General features: G+C 66.2%; 18 protein-coding genes. 7 read left to right on the top strand and 11 right to left on the bottom strand.

Translation table 11 applies throughout. The annotated features are described in order from the left end of the window. Positions 1-168: 168 nt before the first annotated feature. Positions 169-2568, bottom strand: coding sequence for a diguanylate cyclase (locus C7C56_RS22980; RefSeq protein WP_181373316.1), 2400 nt, complete (start codon positions 2566-2568; stop codon positions 169-171). Between the two features lie 194 nt (positions 2569-2762). Here C7C56_RS22980 and C7C56_RS22975 point away from each other — a divergent pair, with 194 nt between their 5' ends. After that, the gene (locus C7C56_RS22975; protein ID WP_106759688.1) at positions 2763-4160 is read left to right on the top strand and encodes an alpha/beta hydrolase family protein; all 1398 of its coding nucleotides are present in this window, start codon (positions 2763-2765) and stop codon (positions 4158-4160) included. A 600-nt stretch (positions 4161-4760) separates the two neighbouring features. Here the strand turns inward: C7C56_RS22975 and gltA are convergent. From gltA to C7C56_RS22940, 7 genes are all read right to left on the bottom strand, one after another. Beyond that, the gene (gltA, locus tag C7C56_RS22970; protein ID WP_106759687.1) at positions 4761-6065 is read right to left on the bottom strand and encodes a citrate synthase; all 1305 of its coding nucleotides are present in this window, start codon (positions 6063-6065) and stop codon (positions 4761-4763) included. 48 nt (positions 6066-6113) lie between these two features. Beyond that, entirely contained in the window at positions 6114-6380 is a 267-nt protein-coding gene (locus tag C7C56_RS22965; protein WP_106759686.1) for an FAD assembly factor SdhE, read from the bottom strand. Positions 6381-6536: 156 nt separating this feature from the next. After that, positions 6537-7247, bottom strand: coding sequence for a succinate dehydrogenase iron-sulfur subunit (locus tag C7C56_RS22960; RefSeq protein WP_106759685.1), 711 nt, complete (start codon positions 7245-7247; stop codon positions 6537-6539). 108 nt (positions 7248-7355) lie between these two features. Further along, entirely contained in the window at positions 7356-9134 is a 1779-nt protein-coding gene (gene sdhA / locus C7C56_RS22955) for a succinate dehydrogenase flavoprotein subunit (protein WP_106759684.1), read from the bottom strand. Between the two features lie 2 nt (positions 9135-9136). Further along, a complete protein-coding gene (gene sdhD / locus C7C56_RS22950; RefSeq protein ID WP_106759683.1) occupies positions 9137-9502 on the bottom strand; it encodes a succinate dehydrogenase, hydrophobic membrane anchor protein in 366 nt (121 codons plus the stop codon). After that, positions 9502-9924, bottom strand: coding sequence for a succinate dehydrogenase, cytochrome b556 subunit (gene sdhC / locus C7C56_RS22945; RefSeq protein ID WP_106759682.1), 423 nt, complete (start codon positions 9922-9924; stop codon positions 9502-9504). Before sdhC ends, sdhD begins: the two co-directional genes overlap by 1 nt. Positions 9925-10279: 355 nt before the next feature. Continuing rightward, complete coding sequence (locus C7C56_RS22940) at positions 10280-11074, bottom strand: GntR family transcriptional regulator (RefSeq protein WP_106759681.1); 795 nt, start codon at positions 11072-11074, stop codon at positions 10280-10282. A 276-nt stretch (positions 11075-11350) separates the two neighbouring features. On the opposite strand from C7C56_RS22940, the gene C7C56_RS22935 reads away from it, so the two are divergent. The 6 genes from C7C56_RS22935 to C7C56_RS22910 all read left to right on the top strand — a co-directional run bounded on the left by C7C56_RS22935 (position 11351) and on the right by C7C56_RS22910 (position 19298). Then, positions 11351-12340 carry a malate dehydrogenase gene (locus C7C56_RS22935; RefSeq protein ID WP_106759680.1) on the top strand — a complete coding sequence of 330 codons (990 nt, stop codon included), beginning with the start codon at positions 11351-11353 and terminating at the stop codon, positions 12338-12340. Between the two features lie 109 nt (positions 12341-12449). Continuing rightward, a complete protein-coding gene (locus C7C56_RS22930) occupies positions 12450-13445 on the top strand; it encodes an HpcH/HpaI aldolase/citrate lyase family protein (RefSeq protein WP_106759679.1) in 996 nt (331 codons plus the stop codon). Beyond that, the gene (locus tag C7C56_RS22925) at positions 13445-14107 is read left to right on the top strand and encodes a hypothetical protein (protein ID WP_181373315.1); all 663 of its coding nucleotides are present in this window, start codon (positions 13445-13447) and stop codon (positions 14105-14107) included. Before C7C56_RS22930 ends, C7C56_RS22925 begins: the two co-directional genes overlap by 1 nt. 108 nt (positions 14108-14215) lie before the next feature. Next, positions 14216-16921 (top strand): aconitate hydratase AcnA, encoded by a 2706-nt coding sequence (acnA, locus tag C7C56_RS22920; protein WP_106759678.1) that lies wholly within the window; start codon positions 14216-14218, stop codon positions 16919-16921. Positions 16922-17147: 226 nt separating this feature from the next. Beyond that, the gene (locus C7C56_RS22915; protein WP_106759677.1) at positions 17148-18413 is read left to right on the top strand and encodes a DUF2863 family protein; all 1266 of its coding nucleotides are present in this window, start codon (positions 17148-17150) and stop codon (positions 18411-18413) included. A gap of 126 nt (positions 18414-18539) precedes the next feature. Continuing rightward, positions 18540-19298 (top strand): PLDc N-terminal domain-containing protein, encoded by a 759-nt coding sequence (locus C7C56_RS22910; RefSeq protein ID WP_106759676.1) that lies wholly within the window; start codon positions 18540-18542, stop codon positions 19296-19298. Between the two features lie 76 nt (positions 19299-19374). Here C7C56_RS22910 and C7C56_RS22905 read toward each other — a convergent pair whose 3' ends face one another. The 3 genes from C7C56_RS22905 to C7C56_RS22895 all read right to left on the bottom strand — a co-directional run bounded on the left by C7C56_RS22905 (position 19375) and on the right by C7C56_RS22895 (position 21556). Then, positions 19375-19884, bottom strand: a complete 510-nt coding sequence (locus tag C7C56_RS22905) for a hypothetical protein (RefSeq protein WP_146204610.1) — start codon at positions 19882-19884, stop codon at positions 19375-19377. A gap of 77 nt (positions 19885-19961) precedes the next feature. Then, positions 19962-20432: a CYTH domain-containing protein gene (locus C7C56_RS22900; RefSeq protein ID WP_106759674.1), complete on the bottom strand. Its 471-nt coding sequence runs from the start codon at positions 20430-20432 to the stop codon at positions 19962-19964. Between the two features lie 2 nt (positions 20433-20434). Next, on the bottom strand, positions 20435-21556 hold the full coding sequence (locus tag C7C56_RS22895) for a M14 family metallopeptidase (protein WP_106759673.1): 1122 nt from the start codon (positions 21554-21556) through the stop codon (positions 20435-20437). Between the last annotated feature and the right edge of the window lie 106 nt (positions 21557-21662).

Here is a 21662-nt window from a genome sequence, read left to right as displayed (position 1 = left end):
ACCGGCCCGGCAGCCTGTCTAACTTAAAGAATCGAAGCGGAAATTCGGCTGGGCGAGGAAAGATTTCGGCGATTTTGAGGGTTAATGGTTATTCTATTGGTAAAAAACGGCGGAATATGGACCGCTCGGGCGGAGTCGCAGCCGATTTCCCTTAGGTCCGACAGGCTGCTAGGAGCCGGCCGCTTCGACACGGTTGCGTCCGCCCGCCTTGGCCTTGTACAGGCCCCGGTCCGCCACCGTGAGCAACTCGTCGAAGCTCATCGGCGGCGCGAACGCGGCGGCACCGATGCTGATAGTGAAGGTGATCGTGTCGCCCCCGCTGCGCACCCTGGCGGCGCCGACCGCCTCGCGCAGCCGCTCGGCCAACACGAGCGCGCCCTGCATCGCCGTATGCGGCAGCAGCGCCACGAACTCCTCGCCGCCGACGCGCCCGACGATGTCGGTGTCGCGGCACACGGCGCGCATTATCCCGGCCAGCGTCTGCAGCACCAGGTCGCCCGCGCCGTGGCCATAGGTGTCGTTCACCTTCTTGAAATGGTCGCAGTCGAGCATCATGATCGAGACCGGGTATTTTTGCCTGCGCGCCTGCGCCAGTTCGCGTTCGGCCAACTCGACCAGCGCGCGCCGGTTGCTCAGGCCGGTGAGCGAATCGGTGTTGGCGACGCGCCGCAACTCGGCTTCGGTCAGCTTCAGGTCGGTGATGCTCTGGTGGATCACGACCACGCTGCCGTCGCTCTCCGCCAACGGCGTCACACGCATCTTGTACCAGCGCTCGCCGGTCGCGCTGTGACAGGCATAGGTGTGCTCGAACACCTCTAGCCCGCCGGCGATGACCGCGCTGATGCCCGCGGCGGCCGCCAGCGCGTCCTTGGCGTCTTCGCCCGTCACGCCCCGGCAAACCGCCAGATAGTTACAGCCGACGTAATTGGCGCCGCAGCCCCCGTTCTCGCCCGAAAATTTCGACCACTCCGCGTTGACATCGACGATCCGGCCGCCGGCGTCGACGATCACGATGGCCGATCCCACCGAATCGAGGATGGAGCGTATGTAAAGGCGGCTGGCCGCCTCGGCAAGGCGCAAGGCCTTCCCCCGCCGCATGCCCAGCAACTGGATGCGCGCCGCCATGCCGAGCAAAGCGAGCAGCGCGCCGAGCACGCCGGCCGACAGCATGAAGCGCCGCGCGAACGGCGCCCCAAGGTGGTCCATGCCGATCGCGGTGACGACGACGAAGGCGCGCCGCGGGGCGAGCCGGTAGTTGCTGAACTTCTGCTCGTGGTCGGACGGCGAATGGCCGACGAACCTGCCCGTCGGCGCCAGCGCGATCAGGCGGGCGAAGATCGGATGCCGTTCCAGGTCGCCTTCGGCGGGGTCGGCCAGTATCGGCTCGCGAAACAGCAGCCGCCCGTCGGCCCGGAACAGGCTCAGTGCCGAACCCGGGCCCAACTCGAGCGAACGGTAGAAACGCTGGAAATACGCCGGCTCCATTTCGGCGAGCACCACGCCGGCGAACCCGCCCCGGGCGTCGCTGAGGCGGCGGCTGTACGTGAAGGTGGGCGCGCCGGCGGCGTCCGCGGCGATGCCGCCGAAGGCGTGCCGCTGTCCGCCGCGGTGCGCGATGAAAAACCCGCGCGCCCGTAGACCGGGGCCGGCCTGCGGCCGCGCCGCGCCAAAGGCGCGCACCCGTCCGGCCGCGTCGAGCAGGTGCAGCGCGCGCACCTGCGGCAGCGCGCCGGCCAGCGCCGCCAGACGCCGCCCCTCGGCATCGAGCACGGCGAGCTCGTCGAGGCTGCGCGTGCCGAGCGCCCGCTCGACCTCGTCGAAGACCAGATTGACGGCGTCCGTGCCCAGTTCGAAATGGGCTTCGAGCAGCCGCGAGACGTTGCCTGTCTGCTGCTCGGCCTCCTGCACCACGTGCGCGGCGTCGGTCCAGTTGATGAAGGCCCAGACCAGCATGCAGGCGACGCCGATGGCGCCGGCCGACCAAAGCACGAACGCCTCGACCCTGCCGCGCACCTCGAGGCCGGCCAGCGTCAGGCACACGAGCGCCGCCGCGAACACGGTCTGCGCGACGGCGGCCTGCATCGTCATCACGAACAGCAACGGATGGCCGGCCTCGTTGAGGCGCCAGCGGCACAGGTTGACCAGCACGAAGACGCTGATGGCCAGGCCGAGCGCTGCGCAGACCCCGGCCGCGAGCATGCGCTTGCCAGGTCTGGCCAACACCAACCCGGCGCCGAGGATCATGAACACCAGCGCCGGGATCGGATAGATATGGGTGGCCGGCAACGGCGCCCGGACCGGCGCCAGCAACTGGGCCAGCACCGCCACGCAGAGCGCGGCCAGTGCGGCGGCCGCGACCAGGCGCGACACCTGTTCGCGCCAAGCGCCGCCGCGCGCCGCGGCCATCGCGATTCCCATGGCCAGCACCAGCGCCGACAGGACCGGTCCGATTTGCGGCGACTGTGCGACCGGAAAGCGCAGCGCCGGCAGATCCAGCAGCCAACTGAGCACGAACGCGGCGCCACAGGCGCACATGCCAAGGCCCAGGATCAGGGAAGCCCGTTCCAATAAATGCCGTCTGGTTTCCGCTGGAGCCATGCTCGCTCGATCATTCCTCGTAACAAGGACTCACTGTATCAGAAAAATACGAGGGTTCGCGGCCGTTGCGGCGGCCCGCCGCCACGCTTTCTCCACATTTGCGGAGCAAAGTCGGTCCCTGTCATCCCTTCGATATTTCCCCTCAACTTTTAGGAATACCGCGCATGAAATCGTTCACACGCACCATGATTTGCCTCGCAACATTGCTCGCCTTGCACACCGGCGCCCACGGCGGCGTCCTGCAGGAGCGCCAGGGCTTTTGGCTCGGGGAATTGAAGACCCCGGACGGACGCACGCTCCGGATAGGCGCCGAACTGCTCACGCGGGCCGACGGCTCGCACTGGGCAAGTTTCGCCTCGCCCGACCAGGACGCCTACGACATCCCCGTCAAGGCCATCACCGAAACCGAACACGGCGTGCTGCTCGACTTCCACTTCGCGACCATGAAGATGACGTGGAACAAGGACCACTTCCTGGCCGAATACACGCAGAACGGCGCGCCACAGGCGCTCCCGCTCAGGCCGGTGGAGCGCTTTCCGGTCCGGGCGCGGCCGCAAACACCGACGGCGCCGCTGCCATACCTGGAGCAGACGCTGGCCATCCCCGGCGCCGACGGCGTCATGCTCGGAGCGACCTTGTCGCTGCCGGACGGCGTGGCGCGCCCGAACGTCGTGATCCTCGTCCATGGCAGCGGCCCGGGCAACCGCGACGCCCAGATCTTCGGGCACCGTCCGTTCGCCGTCATGGCCGACCATCTGGCGCGCCGGGGCATCGCGGTGCTGCGCTACGACAAGCGCGGGGTGGCGCGCTCGACCGGCGATTACGCCAACCACGTGCTGCCGCAACTGGTCGACGATCTGAACGCGGTGGTGCGCGCCGTCAAGGAGCGCAAGCAGTTCAACCGGCTCGGCCTGATCGGCGTGAGCGAGGGGCCGGCCATCGCGGCGGCGGTGGCCGCGCGCGACCCGGCGTCGGTTGACTTCGTGGTATCGCTCGCGGGCACCGGCCTGAACGGCCTCGAGATGATCCTGCTGCAGGACCGGGTTTATGCGCAGGGCAACAAGGCCGGGCCGGAGGAGTTGGCGCGCCTGATGCGTTATGCGCGCGATTGGTACGGCATCATCGCGGCCGAGGCCGACGCAGGCGTACGCATCGCCAAGCTCAAGGCGATGCGGGCGGCGCTCTCGCCCTCTGATCGGGCATTGGTGGAGAAATTCAAGATGAACGTGGGCAGCCTGACGCTCGATTGGGCGGGCCAGCCCTTTCTTCGGGCATCACTGTTGCAGGATCCGCGCAAGGACTGGCGCGCCGTGCGCGCGCCTGTGCTCGCCCTGAACGGTGGCCTCGACCGCCAAGTGCCCGCGCCCGAAAACCTCGGCGGCATCGTCGGCGCGCTCAAGGCGGGCGGCAACCTGAAGGTCGAATCGGAGGTGCTGCCCTCGCTCAACCACCTGTTCCAAACCGCGAACACCGGCGCCGAGGACGAATACGCGCTGATCGAGGAAACGATCGCGCCGAGCGTGCTGCAAACGCTCACCGCGTTCGTCGAGAAACAGCGTTAGCCGGCCCGGCCTCAGATTCCTTTGAAAACACTGCTCGTTCCACGCACCGCCCGGCGTCGGAATTCGCCAAGACACAGTCAGCGCAATATTTCGCAACCGGGGTCTGACCCCACTTATGCACTGCTCGTTCCACGCACCGCCCGGCGTCGGAATTCGCCAAGACACAGTCAGCGCAATATTTCGCAACCGGGGTCTGACCCCACTTATGCAATATTTCGCAACCGGGGTCTGACCCCACTTATGAAACATTGTCCGTGGTCATGGCCCGGCTTGGCCCTATCCCATAGAGAGAACCCCGCAGCGCGGGGCATTATTCGGTGCAATGTTTCGCAACCGGGGGCTGAGAGGTTGAGAGTCTTTCGATCATGCCCGCTCAGCACGCCAGAAAGCGCCAGTTCGTCCTTGCAAATGCTCGCCATAGCCCGCTATGGCTGTGCTTTGCGTCTCGATCTGTCGCTTTCTGGCGGGCTGCTCGGACACGCCCGAAAAACTCTCAGCCTCTGAGCCGGGTCTGCCGATTGTCAGATGTCGTCCCAGGGGGCTTCACGCGTCGTGGCGCGCCGTATGAGCGCGCGGCTGGGGCAGCGCCCCGGCGCGCGCTTACGCGCGCGAATCCATCGGCGGCACGTCGCGCGTGGTCGAACCGACGAACAACTGGCGCGGACGGCCGATCTTCTGCTCGGGGTCCGAGATCATCTCGTTCCATTGCGCGATCCAGCCGATGGTGCGCGCCATCGCGAAGATACCCGTGAACAGCGACACCGGAATGCCCAGCGCCGACTGCACGATGCCCGAGTAGAAGTCGACGTTCGGGTACAGCTTGCGCGAAACAAAATACTCGTCCTCGAGCGCGATCTTTTCGAGCGCCATCGCCAGCTTGAACAACGGGTCGTCCTGCAGCCCGAGTTCTTGCAGCACCTCGTGGCAGGTCTCGCGCATGAGCTTGGCGCGCGGGTCGAAATTCTTGTACACGCGGTGGCCGAAGCCCATCAGCTTGACGCCCGAGTTCTTGTCCTTGACCTGGGCGATGAACTCGGGGATCTTGTCGACGGTGCCGATCTCCTTGAGCATGTTGAGGGCGGCCTCGTTGGCGCCGCCGTGCGCCGGGCCCCACAGGCAGGCGATGCCTGCGGCGATGCAGGCGAACGGGTTGGCGCCCGACGAGCCGGCCAGGCGGACGGTCGAGGTCGACGCGTTCTGCTCGTGGTCGGCGTGCAGGATCAGGATGCGGTCGAGCGCGCGCACGAGCACGTCGTTGATCTTGTACTCCTCGCACGGATTGCCGAACATCATGCGCATGAAGTTGGCGCTGTACGACAGGTCGTTGCGCGGATACACGAACGGCTGGCCGATCGAGTATTTGTACGACATCGCCACCAAGGTCGGCATCTTGGCGATCAGGCGGATCGCCGACACTTCGCGGTGGTGCGGGTCGTTGATGTCGAGCGAGTCGTGGTAGAACGAGGCGAGCGCGCCGACGGTGCCGACCAGCACCGACATCGGGTGCGCGTCGCGGCGGAAGCCGCGGAAGAAGAATTGCATCTGCTCGTGCACCATCGTGTGCTTGGTCACGGTGTCGCTGAACTTGGTGTTTTGCGCCGCGTTCGGCAGTTCGCCGTTGAGCAGCAGGTAGCACGTCTCGAGGAAGTCGCAATTGACCGCCAGTTGCTCGATCGGGTAGCCACGGTACAGCAGTTCGCCCTTGTCGCCGTCGATGTAGGTGATCTTCGAGTTGCACGCGGCCGTCGACATGAAGCCGGGGTCGTAGGTGAACTTGCCGGTCTGCGCGTACAGCTTGCGGATGTCGATGACGTCCGGGCCGACGGTGCCGGTGTAGATCGGCATGTCGATTGCGGGGCTGCCGTCGGAGAACGACAGGGTGGCTTTGTTGTCAGAGATGTTCATGGCACTTCCTTCTGGGAGGTGAGTCTACAATTAAAATTACGAAACTGGTCAGGCGGTCCGCAGGCGCGCCAGCAAGGCGTGCACGTGCGGCAGATCGACTTCACCTTCGGGCTCGCCGCGCGCCAGCATCAGCCCCATGAGCGCGATGTCGGACAGGTCGAGCAGGCGCGTGAGCGCATCGACCTCATCGTCCGTCAAGTCCGCCTCGTGGGCATCGAGGAAGCGGGTCAGGATCAGGTCATTCTCGAGCAGGCCGCGGCGGCTGCGCCAGCGCAGCCGCGCGCGGTTGGCAGGGTCGGATTGATGTGTGGTCACAAAGATCCTGTCGTTCGGTCAACACTATACTCCGGCCGCGCGACACTGGCAGCACGGTACACTTTTTGCCCCGTTTTAGGGGGTTTTGCAGCGGTTTTAGGGCGTTTTACCGTATTTCTACTGTATCGGCCCGGGCCGGGCGGGGCTGTGCGGCGATTAAACCGCGCGCCGCACCATCAGTTCCTTGATCTTGCCGATCGCCCGGTTCGGGTTCAGTCCCTTGGGGCAGACGTCGACGCAATTCATGATCGAATGGCAGCGGAACAGGCGGTACGGGTCTTCGAGGTTGTCGAGCCGGTCGCCGGTGGCCTCGTCGCGGCTGTCGGCGATGAAGCGGTAGGCCTGCAGCAGCCCGGCCGGTCCGACGAACTTGTCGGGGTTCCACCAGAACGACGGGCACGAGGTCGAGCAGCAGGCGCACAGGATGCACTCGTACAGGCCGTCGAGCTCCTCACGCTCGGTGGGCGACTGCAGCCGTTCCTTCTCCGGCGGGATCGAATCGTTGACCAGATACGGCTTGATCGAATCGTATTGCTTGAAGAACTGGGTCATGTCGACGATCAGGTCGCGGATCACGGGCAGGCCCGGCAGCGGGCGCAGCACGATTGGCTCGGTCAGCTCGTTGAGGTTGGTGGTGCAGGCCAGGCCGTTCTTGCCGTTGATGTTCATCGCGTCGGAGCCGCACACGCCCTCGCGGCACGAGCGGCGCAGCGACAGCGAGTCGTCGACGTCGGCCTTGATGCGTTGGAGCGCGTCGAGCAGCATCTTGTCGGTGTCCTGCAGCTCGACCGTGACGTCCTGCATGTAGGGCTTGGCGTCCGTGTCCGGATCGTAGCGGTAGATCTTGAGTTTTACTGTGCGTGTCATGACTGACCCTGGCTAGTTGGGGCCGGGGTGAAAAACCCCGGCCCGCGAGATATTAAAAAGTACGTGTTGAGGAGTACGTGTTAAAAGGTACGTGTTAAAAGGTACGTTTTAAAAAGTACGTTTCTTGGGCTGGAACGTCTCGACCGTGAGCGCCTTGGTGATCACCGGCTTGTACTCGAGCCGGTTGTCGGCCGAGAACCACAGCGTGTGCTTCATCCATTCGCTGTCGTTGCGCTCCGGGAAGTCGCTGTGCGCGTGCGCGCCGCGCGACTCCTTGCGGGCCACGGCCGAGGTGATGGTCGCCTTGGCGGTCTCGATCAGGTTGTCGAGCTCGAGCGCCTCGACGCGCGCCGTGTTGAACACCTTCGACTTGTCCTTGAACGCGACGTGCTTGCGCCGCTCGTCGAGCACCATGATCTCCTTGAGGCCCTGGCTGAGCAGCTCGTCGGTGCGGAACACGCCGCAATACTTTTGCATCGTGGCGCGGATGTCGTTGGCGACGTTCTGCACCTTCTCGGTGCCGGTCGAGTTCTCGAGGCGGGCGATGCGCGCCATCGCGAAGTCGGCCGCGCCCTCGGGCAGCGGCTTGTTCTCTTTTTGCTTGAGGTTCGAGGCGACCACGTGGTTGCCGGCGGCGCGCCCGAACACGAGCAAGTCGAGCAGCGAGTTGGTGCCGAGGCGGTTGGCGCCGTGCACCGAGACGCAGGCGCATTCGCCGATCGCGTACAGGCCGTTGACAACGGCGACCGGGTTGCCGTCCTTGGGCGCGACGACCTGGCCGTGGATGTTGGTCGGGATGCCGCCCATTTGGTAGTGGATCGTCGGCACCACGGGGATCGGCTCCTTGGTGGCGTCGACGTTGGCGAACTTGTGGCCGATCTCGAGGATCGAAGGAAGGCGCTTGGCGATCGTGTCGGCGCCGATGTGGCGCAGGTCGAGCAGCACGTGGTCCTTGTTCGGTCCGCAGCCGCGGCCCTCCTTGATCTCCTGGTCCATCGAGCGCGACACGAAGTCGCGCGGCGCCAGGTCTTTCAGGGTCGGCGCGTAGCGCTCCATGAAGCGCTCGCCGTTGCTGTTGATCAAAATACCGCCCTCGCCGCGCACGCCCTCGGTGATGAGCACGCCCGCGCCGGCCACGCCGGTCGGGTGGAATTGCCAGAACTCCATGTCCTGCAGCGGCAGGCCGGCGCGCGCGGCCATGCCCATGCCGTCGCCAGTGTTGATGAACGCGTTGGTCGAGGCCGCGAAAATGCGTCCCGCGCCGCCGGTCGCCATGATCGTGGTCTTGGCCTCGAGGATCATGCATTCGCCCGTTTCCATCTCGAGCGCGACTACACCGATGACGTCGCCGTCGGCGTCGCGGATCAGGTCGAGCGCCATCCATTCGACGAAGAAATGGGTGCGCGCGCGCACGTTGCGCTGGTACAGCGTGTGCAGCAGCGCGTGGCCGGTGCGGTCGGCCGCGGCGCAGGCGCGCTGGACCGGTTTCTCACCGAAGTTGGCGGTGTGGCCGCCGAACGGGCGCTGGTAGATGGTGCCGTCGGGGTTGCGGTCGAACGGCATGCCGAAGTGCTCGAGCTCGTAGACCACCTTGGGCGCCTCGCGGCACATGAATTCGATCGCGTCCTGGTCGCCGAGGTAGTCGCCGCCCTTGACGGTGTCGAACATGTGCCAGTACCAGTCGTCCTCGCTCATGTTGCCGAGCGAGGCGCCGATGCCGCCCTGGGCCGCCACCGTGTGCGAGCGGGTCGGGAACACCTTGGACAGCACGGCCACGTTCAGGCCGGCCTCGGCCAGTTGCAGCGAGGCGCGCATGCCGGAGCCGCCGGCGCCGATGATGACCGCGTCGAAACGGCGGGTCGGAAGTGCAGATTTGATAGCCGCCACGATTAGACGCTCCAGAGAATTTGTGCTGTGTAAAGGGCGCAGGCGACCAGCCAGACGATCGTGAGGATCTGCAGCGTCAGGCGCAGCGCGACCGACTTGACGTAGTCCATCCAGATGTCGCGCATGCCGACCCAGGCGTGGTAGAACAGGGCCAGGAAGGTGACCAGGCTGAACAGCTTGAACCACTGCTGGGCGAACACGCCGGCCCAGCCCTCGTAGGTGAAGTTCTGGCCGCTCAGGAAGGCGTACAGCAGCACGAAGGTGTAGAGCGCCATGACGATGGCGGTGATGCGCTGGGCCAGCCAGTCCTTGAGGCCGTAGTGGGCGCCGACGACCAGGCGCTTCGGTCCGATGTTATTGTTCGCCATCAGAAAACTCCAAACAGTTTGAGGCCGACCAGCGCGGTCAGCGACAGGCTGGCCACGAGCACGACGAGCGCCGACTTGCGGGCCGAATCCTTGTCGAGGCCGAGGTGCAGGTCCATGAACAGGTGCCGCACGCCGGCGCAGAAATGCTGCATGTAGGCCCACACCAGGCCCAGGATCACGAGCTTGACGAGCGGCTTGGCGGCGATGCCGGCGAAGTAGGCGAACGACATCTCGGAGCTCACGCTCAGGTGGAACATGTAGAGCACCACCGGCAGCAGCGCGAACATCGCGAAGCCGCTGATGCGGTGCAGGATCGAGACCACGCCCGCCAGCGGCAGGCGGTAATTTGCCAATTGCGTAACATGGATGTTACGGAATTGCGGCCGCGCTTTTTTTGGAGCCTCTTTCACGGCTTCGGACATACTAGACCTCCCTTGAACTTAAACTGGACACTGCATATTTTGAACCTGCAATTTTCGCCTATTTCGGGTGGCGGACCAATGCCTAATTGGCCACAAACCGAAAATACGGGCGGGAATGGTGCTTTCCCAAACACAACGTATTCTATTCGCAACAACCATTTCCTGCTGGCGCCGCCGCGCAAACCGGCGCCGCCGGGACCGACCCGGGACAAGCCCGGGACAAACCCGATGCGCCGCGCCACGCCGGCAACGCCCGGCAGGCCCGCCCCGAATCCCCCCCCGGCTCGGCCCGCCCCCCGGTCCGGCCCGCCCCCGGTCCGGCCCGGGCAAAAAAAAGCCCGGGGACGAACGCCACCTACGACAAATCGTTCTGGTAGTGGTGGTTCGCGGTCAGGTACAGGCCGCGGCGCAACTCGACGGCCTTGTCGCCGTAGGTGAACGAGACGCGCTCGGCGCACAGCAGCGGCGTGCCGTCGGGCACCCCGAGCAACTGGGCGGCGCCCGCGTCGGCGCCCACGGCGCGGATTTTCTCGCTCGCGCGGATCATGCGGGTGCCGAACTCGGACTCGAACAAGCCATACATGGGCCCCTTGTATTCGACCAGGCGTTCCGCCGTCAGCCCCTTGAACAACTGCCCCGGCAGCCACAATTCCTCGAGGATGGTCGGGCTGCCGTCGAACGACATGAGGCGCCTGATGTAGACCACCGCGTCGCCCGACTTGAGCTCGAGCAGGCGCGCCACCTCGGCCGGGGCGCGCATGCGCTTGACCTCGATGATCAGGTTGTCGGGCTGGTGCGGCACGCCCTCGTCGGGCACCAGCCGCAAAAAACGGAAATGCGCGCGCGCCTCGTGGTGGGTCGACACGAACGTGCCCTTGCCCTGGCGCCGCATGACGAGGTTCTCGGCGGCGAGCTCGTCGATCGCCTTGCGCACCGTGCCCTGGCTGACCTTGAAGCGCCCGGCCAGCTCGACCTCGCTGGGAATGAGCTCGCCCGGCTTCCACTCGCCCGACTGCAAGCCCTGCGTGATGAGCGCCTTGATCTGCTGGTAAAGCGGGCTGAAGGTGGGCGAGCTGCCCGCCTGCGCGGCCGGGGCGGCGCCGGCGGCGGGGCCGGTCGGGCCGGTCGGGTTGGTCGGTGCTGGATTCATAGGGGTCGATTTCACCACAAAAGCGCCTGCCCGTCCAGCAATTATCGTCCAAGTTTATATGTCTTATATAAGACATATGATATGAATTGACAGTTGAGCCCGCAAGGCCTACACTCGCGGACGATCCTGCAAGGTCGCGCGCGCACGGGCGGCGCGCGGCACGACCGGCGCCGCCCGAAGGGGGCGTCCGCACTGCTGTTTTGGTATCATTGCAGTTTTCCCGAACAAGCGTATCCTCAGCTTCGACCGTTTTCATTCCCACTTTGGAGATTCATCATGGCAAAAACCCCATTGCGCGTTGCCGTCACCGGCGCGGCCGGCCAGATCGGCTATTCCCTGCTGTTCCGCATCGCCAACGGCGACATGCTCGGCAAGGACCAGCCGGTCATCCTGCAACTGCTGGAAATCCCCGACGAGAAGGCGCAAAAAGCGCTCAAGGGCGTCATGATGGAAATCGACGACTGCGCCTTCCCGCTGCTCGCCGGCATGACCGCGCACGCCGACCCGATGACCGCGTTCGAGGACGCCGATTGCGCCCTGCTGGTCGGCGCCCGTCCGCGCGGCCCCGGCATGGAGCGCAAGGACCTGCTCGAGGCGAACGCCCAGATCTTCACGGTGCAGGGCAAGGCGCTCGACGCGGTCGCCTCGCGCACCGTCAAGGTGCTGGTGGTGGGCAACCCGGCCAACACCAACGCCTACATCGCCATGAAATCGGCGCCGTCGCTGCCGGCCAAGAACTTCACCGCCATGCTGCGGCTCGACCACAACCGCGCGCTGTCGCAAATCGCCGCCAAGACCGGCAAGCCGGTCGCCGCGATCGAAAAACTGTGCGTCTGGGGCAACCATTCGCCGACCATGTACGCCGACTACCGCTTCGCCCAAATCGACGGCGCGTCCGTCAAGGACCTGATCGGCGACGAGGCCTGGAACCGCGACACCTTCCTGCCCACCGTCGGCAAGCGCGGCGGCGCCATCATCGAGGCGCGCGGCCTGTCCTCGGCCGCCTCGGCCGCCAACGCCGCGATCGACCACATGCACGACTGGTTCCTCGGCACCGGCGGCAAGTGGACCACGATGGGCATCCCGTCCGACGGCTCCTACGGCATCCCCGAGGGCACCATGTTCGGCTTCCCGGTCACCGTCGCCAACGGCGAATACACCATCGTGCAGGGCCTGCCGATCGACGAGTTCTCGCAAGAGCGGATCAACCTCACGCTCAAGGAACTGACCGAAGAGCGCGAGGGCGTCGCCCACCTGCTGGCCTAAGCATCCCCGCGCACGCGCCAGGGGGCCGCAGCCGCCCGCGCGGCGCGCGCGCCGGGCCGCCGCGCCAACCCGCGCGGCGCGGCGCGTTCGTTTTTCTAAAGAATCGACTATGCATCCTTCCGAGGTTTTATTCCAGGGCAAACGCCAGCCCTTGCTGCTTCCCGCCTGCGACCACTACGCCGGCTCCGAGAATCTCATGCGCAAGTCGATGGCCCTGCAGCAAGAACTTGGCCCCCTGTTCGACATCACCTTCGACTGCGAGGACGGGGCCACCGCCGGCGCCGAGGCCGAGCACGCGCGGCTCGTCGCGTCCCTGCTCAACGACCAGGGCAACTTTTTCGACCGCATCGGCGCCCGCCTGCACGAGTCGACCAGCCCCCATTTCGAACACGACGTCGCCACCATCGTCGGCGGCGCCGCCAAGCGCCTGGCCTACGTGGTGCTGCCCAAGGCCGAGAGCGCCTTCGAGGTGATCGAGGCGATCGAGCTGATCAACAAGCACGCGGTGCCGGCCGGACGCGCCTCGCTGCCGGTGCACGTGCTCATCGAGACCCACGGCGCGCTGCGCGACGCCTATGTCATCGCCGCCCTGCCCCAGGTCGCCTGCCTCTCGTTCGGCATCATGGATTTCGTCTCGGCCCACTACGGCGCCGTGCCCGGCAGCGCGATGCGCACCCCGGGCCAGTTCAGCCACCCGCTGGTGGTGCGCGCCAAGCTCGAAATCGTTGCGGCATGTCATGCGCATGGCAAGGTGCCGTCGCATAATGTCACGACAGAAATAAAAGACACCGCCGTGGTGGCCAACGACGCCCAGCGCGCCGCCGGCGAATTCGGTTTCACCCGCATGTGGAGCATCCATCCCGCCCAGATCAAACCGATCATCAAGGCCTTCACGCCGCGGTTGTCGGAAGTGAACGAAGCGACCAACATCCTCACCGACGCGGCCGCCGCGCAGTGGGGCCCGATTGCCCAGAACGGGCGCTTGCACGACCGCGCCAGCTACCGCTACTTTTGGACCGTCCTGCAAAGGGCGAAGCTGGCAGGACTTGCCTTGCCCGACGCCGCCGCCGCACTCGTCAGCAACGACCCACCGGAGACCACCTGATGCCCACCACATTCCCGAGCACCCTCGCCGCCTGCGTACTCGCGCTCGCCTCCAGCGCACTGTGCGCCGCCCCCGCCATGGCGGCCCCGGCCGCGCCCGCCGTCAAGGCCGCACAGGCAGGCAAGGCCAAGCCGGGCAAGGCCAGGCCGAAAAAGGTCGCGCTCAGGAAGCCCGTGCCCGACGCGCTGGCGCGTCCGAGCGAGCCCGAGCCCGACCTGGCCGGCACCACCGCCACCGAGTTCGCCTGCGAGCTCGGCAACAAGGTCACGACCTACCACAGCGACGCCGACAAGGGCCACATCGCGCTGCGCTGGCAGAACCGGGTGCACCGCCTCAACCGCGTCGCCACCAGCACCGGCGCGCACCGCTTCGAGAACCTGTCGTTCGGCCTGATCTGGATCGGCATCCCGTCCAAGGGCATGCTGCTCGACTCCAAACTGAACCGCCAGCTCGCCAACGAATGCCAGAGCGAACTCCAGCGCAACCCGCCGCCGGACGCGCCCGCCATCATCGTCGCGCCCGCCATCGCGCCGGTGCCGATCGACCCGGCCGCGGTCGCGGCCGCGCCGGCGATCGTGCCGGCCCCGGTGACGGCGCCGGCGGTGCCGGCCGAACCGGCGCCCGAGGCCAAGCCGGCCACGCCCGATGCCAAGCCACGATAACCACCAATAAAAAACAGCAGCGATCAACAACAGCAGTCAACAATAGCAGCAGTCAGTAATAGCAGCAGTCAACAATAGCAGCAGTCAATACCCCACCAAGGAGAGGTCATGTCCCGCAATACTCTGAACACGCTCAAGGATTTCAAACTGTCGGCCGGCCAGAAAGGCAAGTTCTACTCGCTGCCCGCGCTCGGCAAGAGCCTTGGCGTGAACGTCTCGCGCCTGCCGGTGTCGATCCGCATCGTTCTCGAATCCGTGCTGCGCAATTGCGATGGCAAGAAGGTCACCGAAGAGCACGTCCGGCAACTGGCCAACTGGCGTCCGGCCGGCGAGCGCACCGACGAGATCCCGTTCGTGGTCTCGCGCGTGGTGCTGCAGGACTTCACGGGCGTGCCGCTGCTGGCCGACCTGGCGGCGATGCGCAACGTGGCCAGCAAGATGGGCCTCGACCCAAAAAACATCGAGCCGCTGGTGCCGGTCGACCTCGTCGTCGACCACTCCGTCACGATTGACCACTACCGCGATCCCAACGCGCTCGACCTGAACATGAAGCTCGAGTTCTCGCGCAACAACGAGCGCTACCAGTTCATGAAGTGGGGCATGCAGGCCTTCGACACCTTCGGCGTGGTGCCGCCGGGCTTCGGCATCGTGCACCAGGTCAACCTCGAATACCTCGCGCGCGGCGTGCACAAGGCCGGCGACACCTACTACCCCGACACCCTGGTCGGCACCGACTCGCACACCACCATGATCAACGGCATCGGCGTGGTCGGCTGGGGCGTGGGCGGCATCGAGGCCGAGGCCGGCATGCTGGGCCAGCCGGTCTACTTCCTGACCCCCGACGTGGTCGGCGTCAACCTGACCGGCGTGCTGCGCGAGGGCTGCACCGCGACCGACCTGGTGCTGACCATCACCGAACTGCTGCGCAAGGAGAAGGTCGTCGGCAAGTTCGTCGAGTTCTTCGGCGAGGGCACCGAGTCGCTGTCGCTGACCGACCGCGCCACGATCGCCAACATGGCCCCCGAATACGGCGCCACGATGGGCTTCTTCCCGGTCGACGACGCCACCGTCGAATACTTCGAGGGCACCGGCCGCACGCCCGACGAGATCGCCGCGTTCCAGAACTACTTCAAGGCGCAGGACATGTACGGCGTGCCCAAGGAGGGCGAGATCGACTACACCCGCATCGTCACGCTCGACCTGCCGTCGGTGTCGCCGTCGCTGGCCGGCCCCAAGCGCCCGCAGGACCGCATCGAACTGGGCAACGTCAAGAACAACTTCGCCGAGCTGTTCTCGAAGCCGACCACCGAAAACGGCTTCAATAAAAAGGCCGACGACCTGACCAACGTCTACACCACGGCCAACGGCGTCAACGTCAAGAACGGCGACGTCTTGATCGCCGCGATCACCTCGTGCACCAACACCTCGAACCCGAGCGTGATGCTGGCCGCCGGCCTGCTGGCCAAGAAGGCGGTCGAGGCCGGCCTGACGGTCGCGCCGCACATCAAGACCAGCCTCGCGCCCGGCTCGCGCGTGGTCACCGAGTACCTGAACGCGGCCGGCCTGCTGCCCTACATGGAAAAGCTCGGCTTCGGCGTGACCGCCTACGGCTGCACCACCTGCATCGGCAACGCCGGCGACCTCACGCCCGAAATGAACGCGGCGATCGCCGAGCACGACATCGTGGCCTCGGCCGTGTTGTCGGGCAACCGCAACTTCGAGGCGCGGATCCATCCGAACATCCGCTCCAACTTCCTCGCCTCGCCGCCGCTCGTGGTCGCCTACGCGATCGCCGGCAACATGACGCGCGACCTGATGACCGAGCCGGTCGGCAAGGGCACGGGCGGGCGCGACGTGTATCTGGGCGACATCTGGCCGACCTCGAAGGAGATCGCGGCCATGATGAAGCACGCCATGAACGCGAGCGTGTTCAAGGCCAACTACGCCGACGTCAAGGGCGCCCCGGGCAAGCTGTGGGAGAACGTCTCGACCGTCGAGGGCCAGGTCTACAACTGGCCGAAATCGACCTACATCGCCGAGCCGCCGTTCTTCGACGACTTCACCATGACGCCGAAGGCGGCCGCCACCGGCGTGGTGGGCGCGCGCGCGCTCGGCGTGTTCGGCGACTCGATCACGACCGACCACATCTCGCCGGCCGGCTCGATCCAGGAAAGCGGCCCGGCCGGCCAATGGCTGCTCGCCAACGGCGTCCTCAAGGCCGACTTCAACTCCTACGGCTCGCGCCGAGGCAACCACGAGATCATGATGCGCGGCACCTTCGCCAACGTGCGCATCAAGAACCGCATGATCCCGGCCAAGGCCGACGGCTCGGCCGTCGAGGGCGGCATCACGGTGCACCAGCCCTCGGGCGAAACCATGTCGATCTACGACGCGGCCATGAAATACGTGGCCGACGGCGTGCCGACCATGGTGTTCGGCGGCGAGGAGTATGGCACCGGCTCGTCGCGCGACTGGGCCGCCAAGGGCACCCAGCTGCTCGGCGTGAAGGCGGTCATCACCCGCTCGTTCGAGCGCATCCACCGCTCGAACCTGGTCGGCATGGGCGTGTTGCCGCTGCAATTCATCGGCGACGACAGCGTGCAGTCGCTCGCCATCACGGGCACCGAGGTGTTCGACCTCAAGGGCCTCGAGGGCGAGATCAAGCCGCAGCAGTTGGCCACCCTCGTGATCCACCGCGCCGACGGCAGCAGCCAGGACGTCACGGTCCTGTTGCGCATCGACACCCCGATCGAGGTCGACTACTACAAGCACGGCGGCATCCTGCCGTTCGTGCTGCGCCAGTTGCTCGCCTAAGAGAGTCGGCAGGCCGCGCGCCCGCCGGCGCGCGGCCGCGACCACACAGCGCCGGATCCGTCCGGCGCTTTTTTTTGCTAGCTCACAAATGGGCCGATTCTGCGCGGCATTTGCGCTGTCATCGTGGTCCATGGCCGAATCAACTACAATACGTCGGGTAAGGGTTTATCATTGTCGTCAGATTATCGATCCGTCCATTCCATTTTTTAAAGACTCTTATAGCGCCATGCGTCGACCATCCAAAGATCCATCCAACAAATTGTCGGCCGAAAGCCAGCGCCTGGTCAGCATCTCGCAGGCCATCGTGCAGGCCGCCAGCCGCCTCGAAGAACGCACCTGGGAGCGCCAGCTCGACGCCCACCTGCAAAAGCTGCTCAAGTCGGGCCACCAGGACACCGTCGACAGCACCCTCAACCTGCTGTTCAAGGAAGACCTGAACGCCTACGACATCCTCATGGAGGGGGTCGAGGCCGTCAGCGAGTCGTCCATCATGGTCGACCAAAAAGACGGCGCCGAGCTCAGCTACCAGGCCCTGCTGGTGGCCGCGCCCGTGCTCGCCTGGACGCGCTTCTCGATCGCCTCGGGCGCCATCCCGGCCGAGCTGGTCGCCACCCTCACGGCCCACTTCGCCGCGCACCTGCTGGCCGAGGGCACCCAGGTGGCCATGGCCCCGACCCTGTTCGCGATCGACCAGCTGCCGCGCACGCACGCCGAGACGTACTCGATGACGCACAAGCTGGCCCAGGCCGCGCACAAAGGCACGGCGCTCAAGGCCGCCGCCAAGCCGCCCGAGACCGCGCCGTTCCTGGCCGACACGCGCTACCTGATGCTCGCCGTCGTCGCGCCGCTCGGCGCGCCGCTGTTCCGCTGGCAGGAGCCGCAGCACCAGATCAATTTCATGGCCGAACGCGCCAACGCGCTCGAGCAATGGCAAACCCAGGCCACGCCCAACATCGCGCGCCTGCTGCCCGGCTGCGGCATCGAACTGCTCTTGCCCGAGGCCTATTACGTGGCCTGCCGCGAGGCCGACAAACTGATCCGCCCGGTCTCGATCCGCGCCGCCGTGCACTACCTGACCAACACGCTCGCGGTCGAGCCGTCCGACCTGCGCGCCGTCATCGCCGGCTTCGGCGAGGAGTCGGCCGACGGCGAGATCGACGAATACCGGGTCGCCTTCACGCTGCGCCAGACGCCCGACGTCATCTACGGCATCGTCTGGCCGCTGTACGGCCAGGAGGACGAGGACGGCACGCCCGTCGAGGGCCTGGTCAACGCGGGCATCGACGCGCTGGCCGAGCAAAAGACCCCGCTCGACGAGATCGTCGCCCACCTCAACGAGGCCGGCATCACGCACATCAAGCGCCACAACGAGCGTTTCGTGGCCGAGTATTGCGACGATTGCGGCGCGCCCCTGTTCGCCGACCCGGTCAGCGAACTGGTGCACGCCGAAATGCCCGAGGACACGCCCGCCGGCGGCGAGCACTTCCACTGACCACCGGTTTTGCAAGCGCGCGACGGCCACTTTCAAGGTGGCCGTTTTTTTTGGGGGACGGGCGTTGGCGTGATTTATAATATGCTAACCTTTTCAAGCCAAGCCAACCCACCGGACGGAGCCAACATGCCCTTCGCAGGACTCGGACTTCATGTCGTCATCGCCATCATGTGCGCCATCCACGCGATCCGCACCCGCCAGCAAATGTACTGGCTGCTCATCCTGTTCGCGTTTCCACTGCTGGGCAGCCTGGTGTATTTCTTCGGGGTCTGCCTGCCCAACTCGCGCCTCGAGGCCAAGGCCCTCAAGGCGGTCAACGCCGCCGTCAAGGCGATCGACCCGACGCGCGAACTGCGCGAGGCGCGCCTCGCCTTCGACGACGTCCCGACCGCGCAGAACCAGATGCGGCTCGCGTCGGCGCTGGTCAACGGTGGCAGCGCCGAGGAAGGCGCGCGCCAATACGAGGCCTGCCTGCGGGGGCCGTTCGCGGCCGAGCCCGAGATCCGCTTCGGCGCCGCCGACGCCTACGTCGCGTGCGCGCGCTTCGCCGACGCCCTGCGCCACCTTGAGCCGCTGCGCCAGCAACACCCCGATTTCCGCGCCGGCCAGATCGCCCTGCTGATCGCGCGCGCGTACGCCGGCACCGCGCGCGTGGCGGAGGCGCGCGCCGCGTTCGAGGCGGCCGTGGCCGCCTTCGGCACCTACGAGGCGAAGGCCGAGTATGCGATCTGGGCCTTCACCACGGGCGAGCACGCGACCGCGGCGCGTTTGAACCTTGAATTGGAGAAGATCTCGAGCCGCTGGAGCGCGCACACGCGCGAACTGAACACGCTGGTGCTGCGCCGTCTGGCCGCGGCCAGGGCGCTGGGCGGCAAGCAGGCATAGGCGCCGCATCCGCACGAAAAAACGGCCACTGAAAGGTGGCCGTTTTTTATTCGCGGGCGTGGGCCCGGACGCCCGTTCAAGCCGGCGCCGCGGCGCGCTCCGCGCCAGCGCGCTTGAGGTCGATGGCCAGCGCGGGCGTGCGCAGGCGGGCGTTGCGGCGCAGGTGCGCGATGGCGCCGCGCGTATCGTACATCAGTTGGTAATGGAAATAGTTGATCTGTTCGAGGACCGCGCCGGCGAGCAGGCCGCCGGCCCAGCCGAGATCCGCCGCTCGGGCGCCGCCGGCCGCGGCGCCGGCCAGCGCCACGAGCATGGCCGCCAGCAGCAGTGTGTTGGCCCACTTGAACCCGCGGTACAGCGGATGGAAATACGCAGGCAAGGCTTGCCGCCGTTCCATCGCGACAATTTTCAGATGCCAGTACCACGAACCCTGAAGCAACAGATAACTAAGCAAACACATCGCCGGGACCCGCAACTCCCAGGCCAGCGCCGCGGCCGGCGGCTTGGTCCAGTCGTGGACGAACAACAAGGGCAAGGCGATGGCGGCCAGCGCCTCCATATTCCTCAGGTACCGCATTCGCTTCATGATGACCGACATTCGCACTTCCTTAATTTAAGCAAACAGCCGGCCTCGACGCCGGTCAGCCGCGACACCGGCGAGCCTCAGCGCTGCCAGCGCGAGTAGGGCAATCCGATCAGGCTCGAATTGAAATAGCGCGCGTCGTCGCTCACTTCCCGCCCGATCCAGTCCGGCTTGTCGAACGCCTGCCCCTCGCTGGCCAGTTCGATCTCGGCGACCACCAAGCCGGCGTTGGCGCCGAGGAATTCGTCGACCTCCCACACATTGCCCGCATGCGTGATGCGGCGGCGGTATTTCTCGATGACGGGCCGCTGGCACAAGGTGTCGAGCAACTCGTTGGCCTCGTGCAGCGGAATCGGATACTCCCATTCGCCGCGGGTGGCGCCCACGCTCGGGCCCTTGATGGTGAGCGTGGCGCACCCGCCCTCGACGCGCACCCGCACCACGCGCGCCGGATCGGACGACAGATACCCCTGGCGCAGCAACACCGGCTCGCCGAGCGCGCGCCAGCCCTCTCCGGCGGGCAGGAACTTGCGTTCGATCTCGACGCCCATGGCTAGTCGAGCGCGCCGAGGATGGGCTGCAGCATGGCCGCGCCGAGCACGCTGCTGCGCGCGCCGTTCCAACCCACGTGCGGATCGGGCAGGTTGGCGTTGTCCTTGAACGGCATTTCGAGCGTGAGCGACAGGCACTTGAAGGTGTGCCCCATGTACTTCGAGGCGAGCGTGAGCAACTCCTCGTTGTACTTGCTGGCGGCGTAGCCGTAGACCTTCTGGAAGTCGGGGCTGGCGGCGATGTACTGGTCGATGAAGGCGTTTTGGCGCGCGGCGCGCTCGGGCGTGAAGTCGGTCAGCATCTCGTTGCCGGCCACAAAGTTGTACGGCAGCGCCTCGTCGCCATGGATGTCGAAGAACATGTCGCATCCCGTTTCGTGGATCTTGTTTTTGACGCACAGCACCTCGGGGCTGCGCTCAAGCGAGGGCGCCATCCATTCGCGGTTCAGGTTGGCGCCGGCCGCGTTGGTGCGCAGGTTGCCGCGCACCGAGCCGTCCGGGTTCATGTTCGGCACGATGTAGAACACGGCGCGCTGGAGCAGCTTGCGGGCGACCGGATTGGCCTCGTCGAGCAGCGCGTCCATGAGGCCCTCGACGAACCACTGCGCCATGGTCTCGCCCGGGTGCTGGCGCGCGATGACCCAGATTTTCTTTTCGGCCGCCGGGTCGCCGATGACGACCATGTTCATGTCGCGCCCGTCGACCGTGGAGCCGAGGTCGTGCACGCGCGCGAGCGGGTTGTCGGCCACCTCGCCGAGCAGGCGCAGGTGGCGCTCCCACGAGTAGGGTTCGAAATAGGCGTAGTACACGCTGTCGGTCTCGGGCGTGTGCCGGACCGTCATGACCTGGCCGTCGAAGCTGGTCGGCACGCGGAACCAGTGCTCGGTGTCGTAACTGGCGGCAACCTGGTAGCCTTCGAAGCCCTTGGCGTAAGTGGCCTGGCCGGCGTTCAGGAACCGGATCGTGCAAGCCTGGCCGGCCCCGCCCTGGAGGCGGAAATGGAACCATTGATGGATGTCGGCATGCGAGTCCGAGCGCAGGTTCAGGTCGATCTGGCCCGGGCTGTCCGCCCGTACCACCTCGATGGCGCCGGAGTCGAAATGCTGGCTGATTTTGATAGGCATGCTGGTCCCCTCGTTGGTGTTTTCACAAAGAGGAGAATCATACCCGGATTTGCCGCGCCGCCGGGCATGCGCGGGCGCGAATTTGCGCGAGCGCGGGGCTGGAACC

This window comes from Massilia glaciei, from assembly GCF_003011895.2.
Classification (GTDB): domain Bacteria; phylum Pseudomonadota; class Gammaproteobacteria; order Burkholderiales; family Burkholderiaceae_D; genus Telluria_A; species Telluria_A glaciei.
The sequence above is the reverse complement of the archived record's forward strand: the minus strand, read 5'-3'. Positions and strand labels throughout refer to the sequence as shown.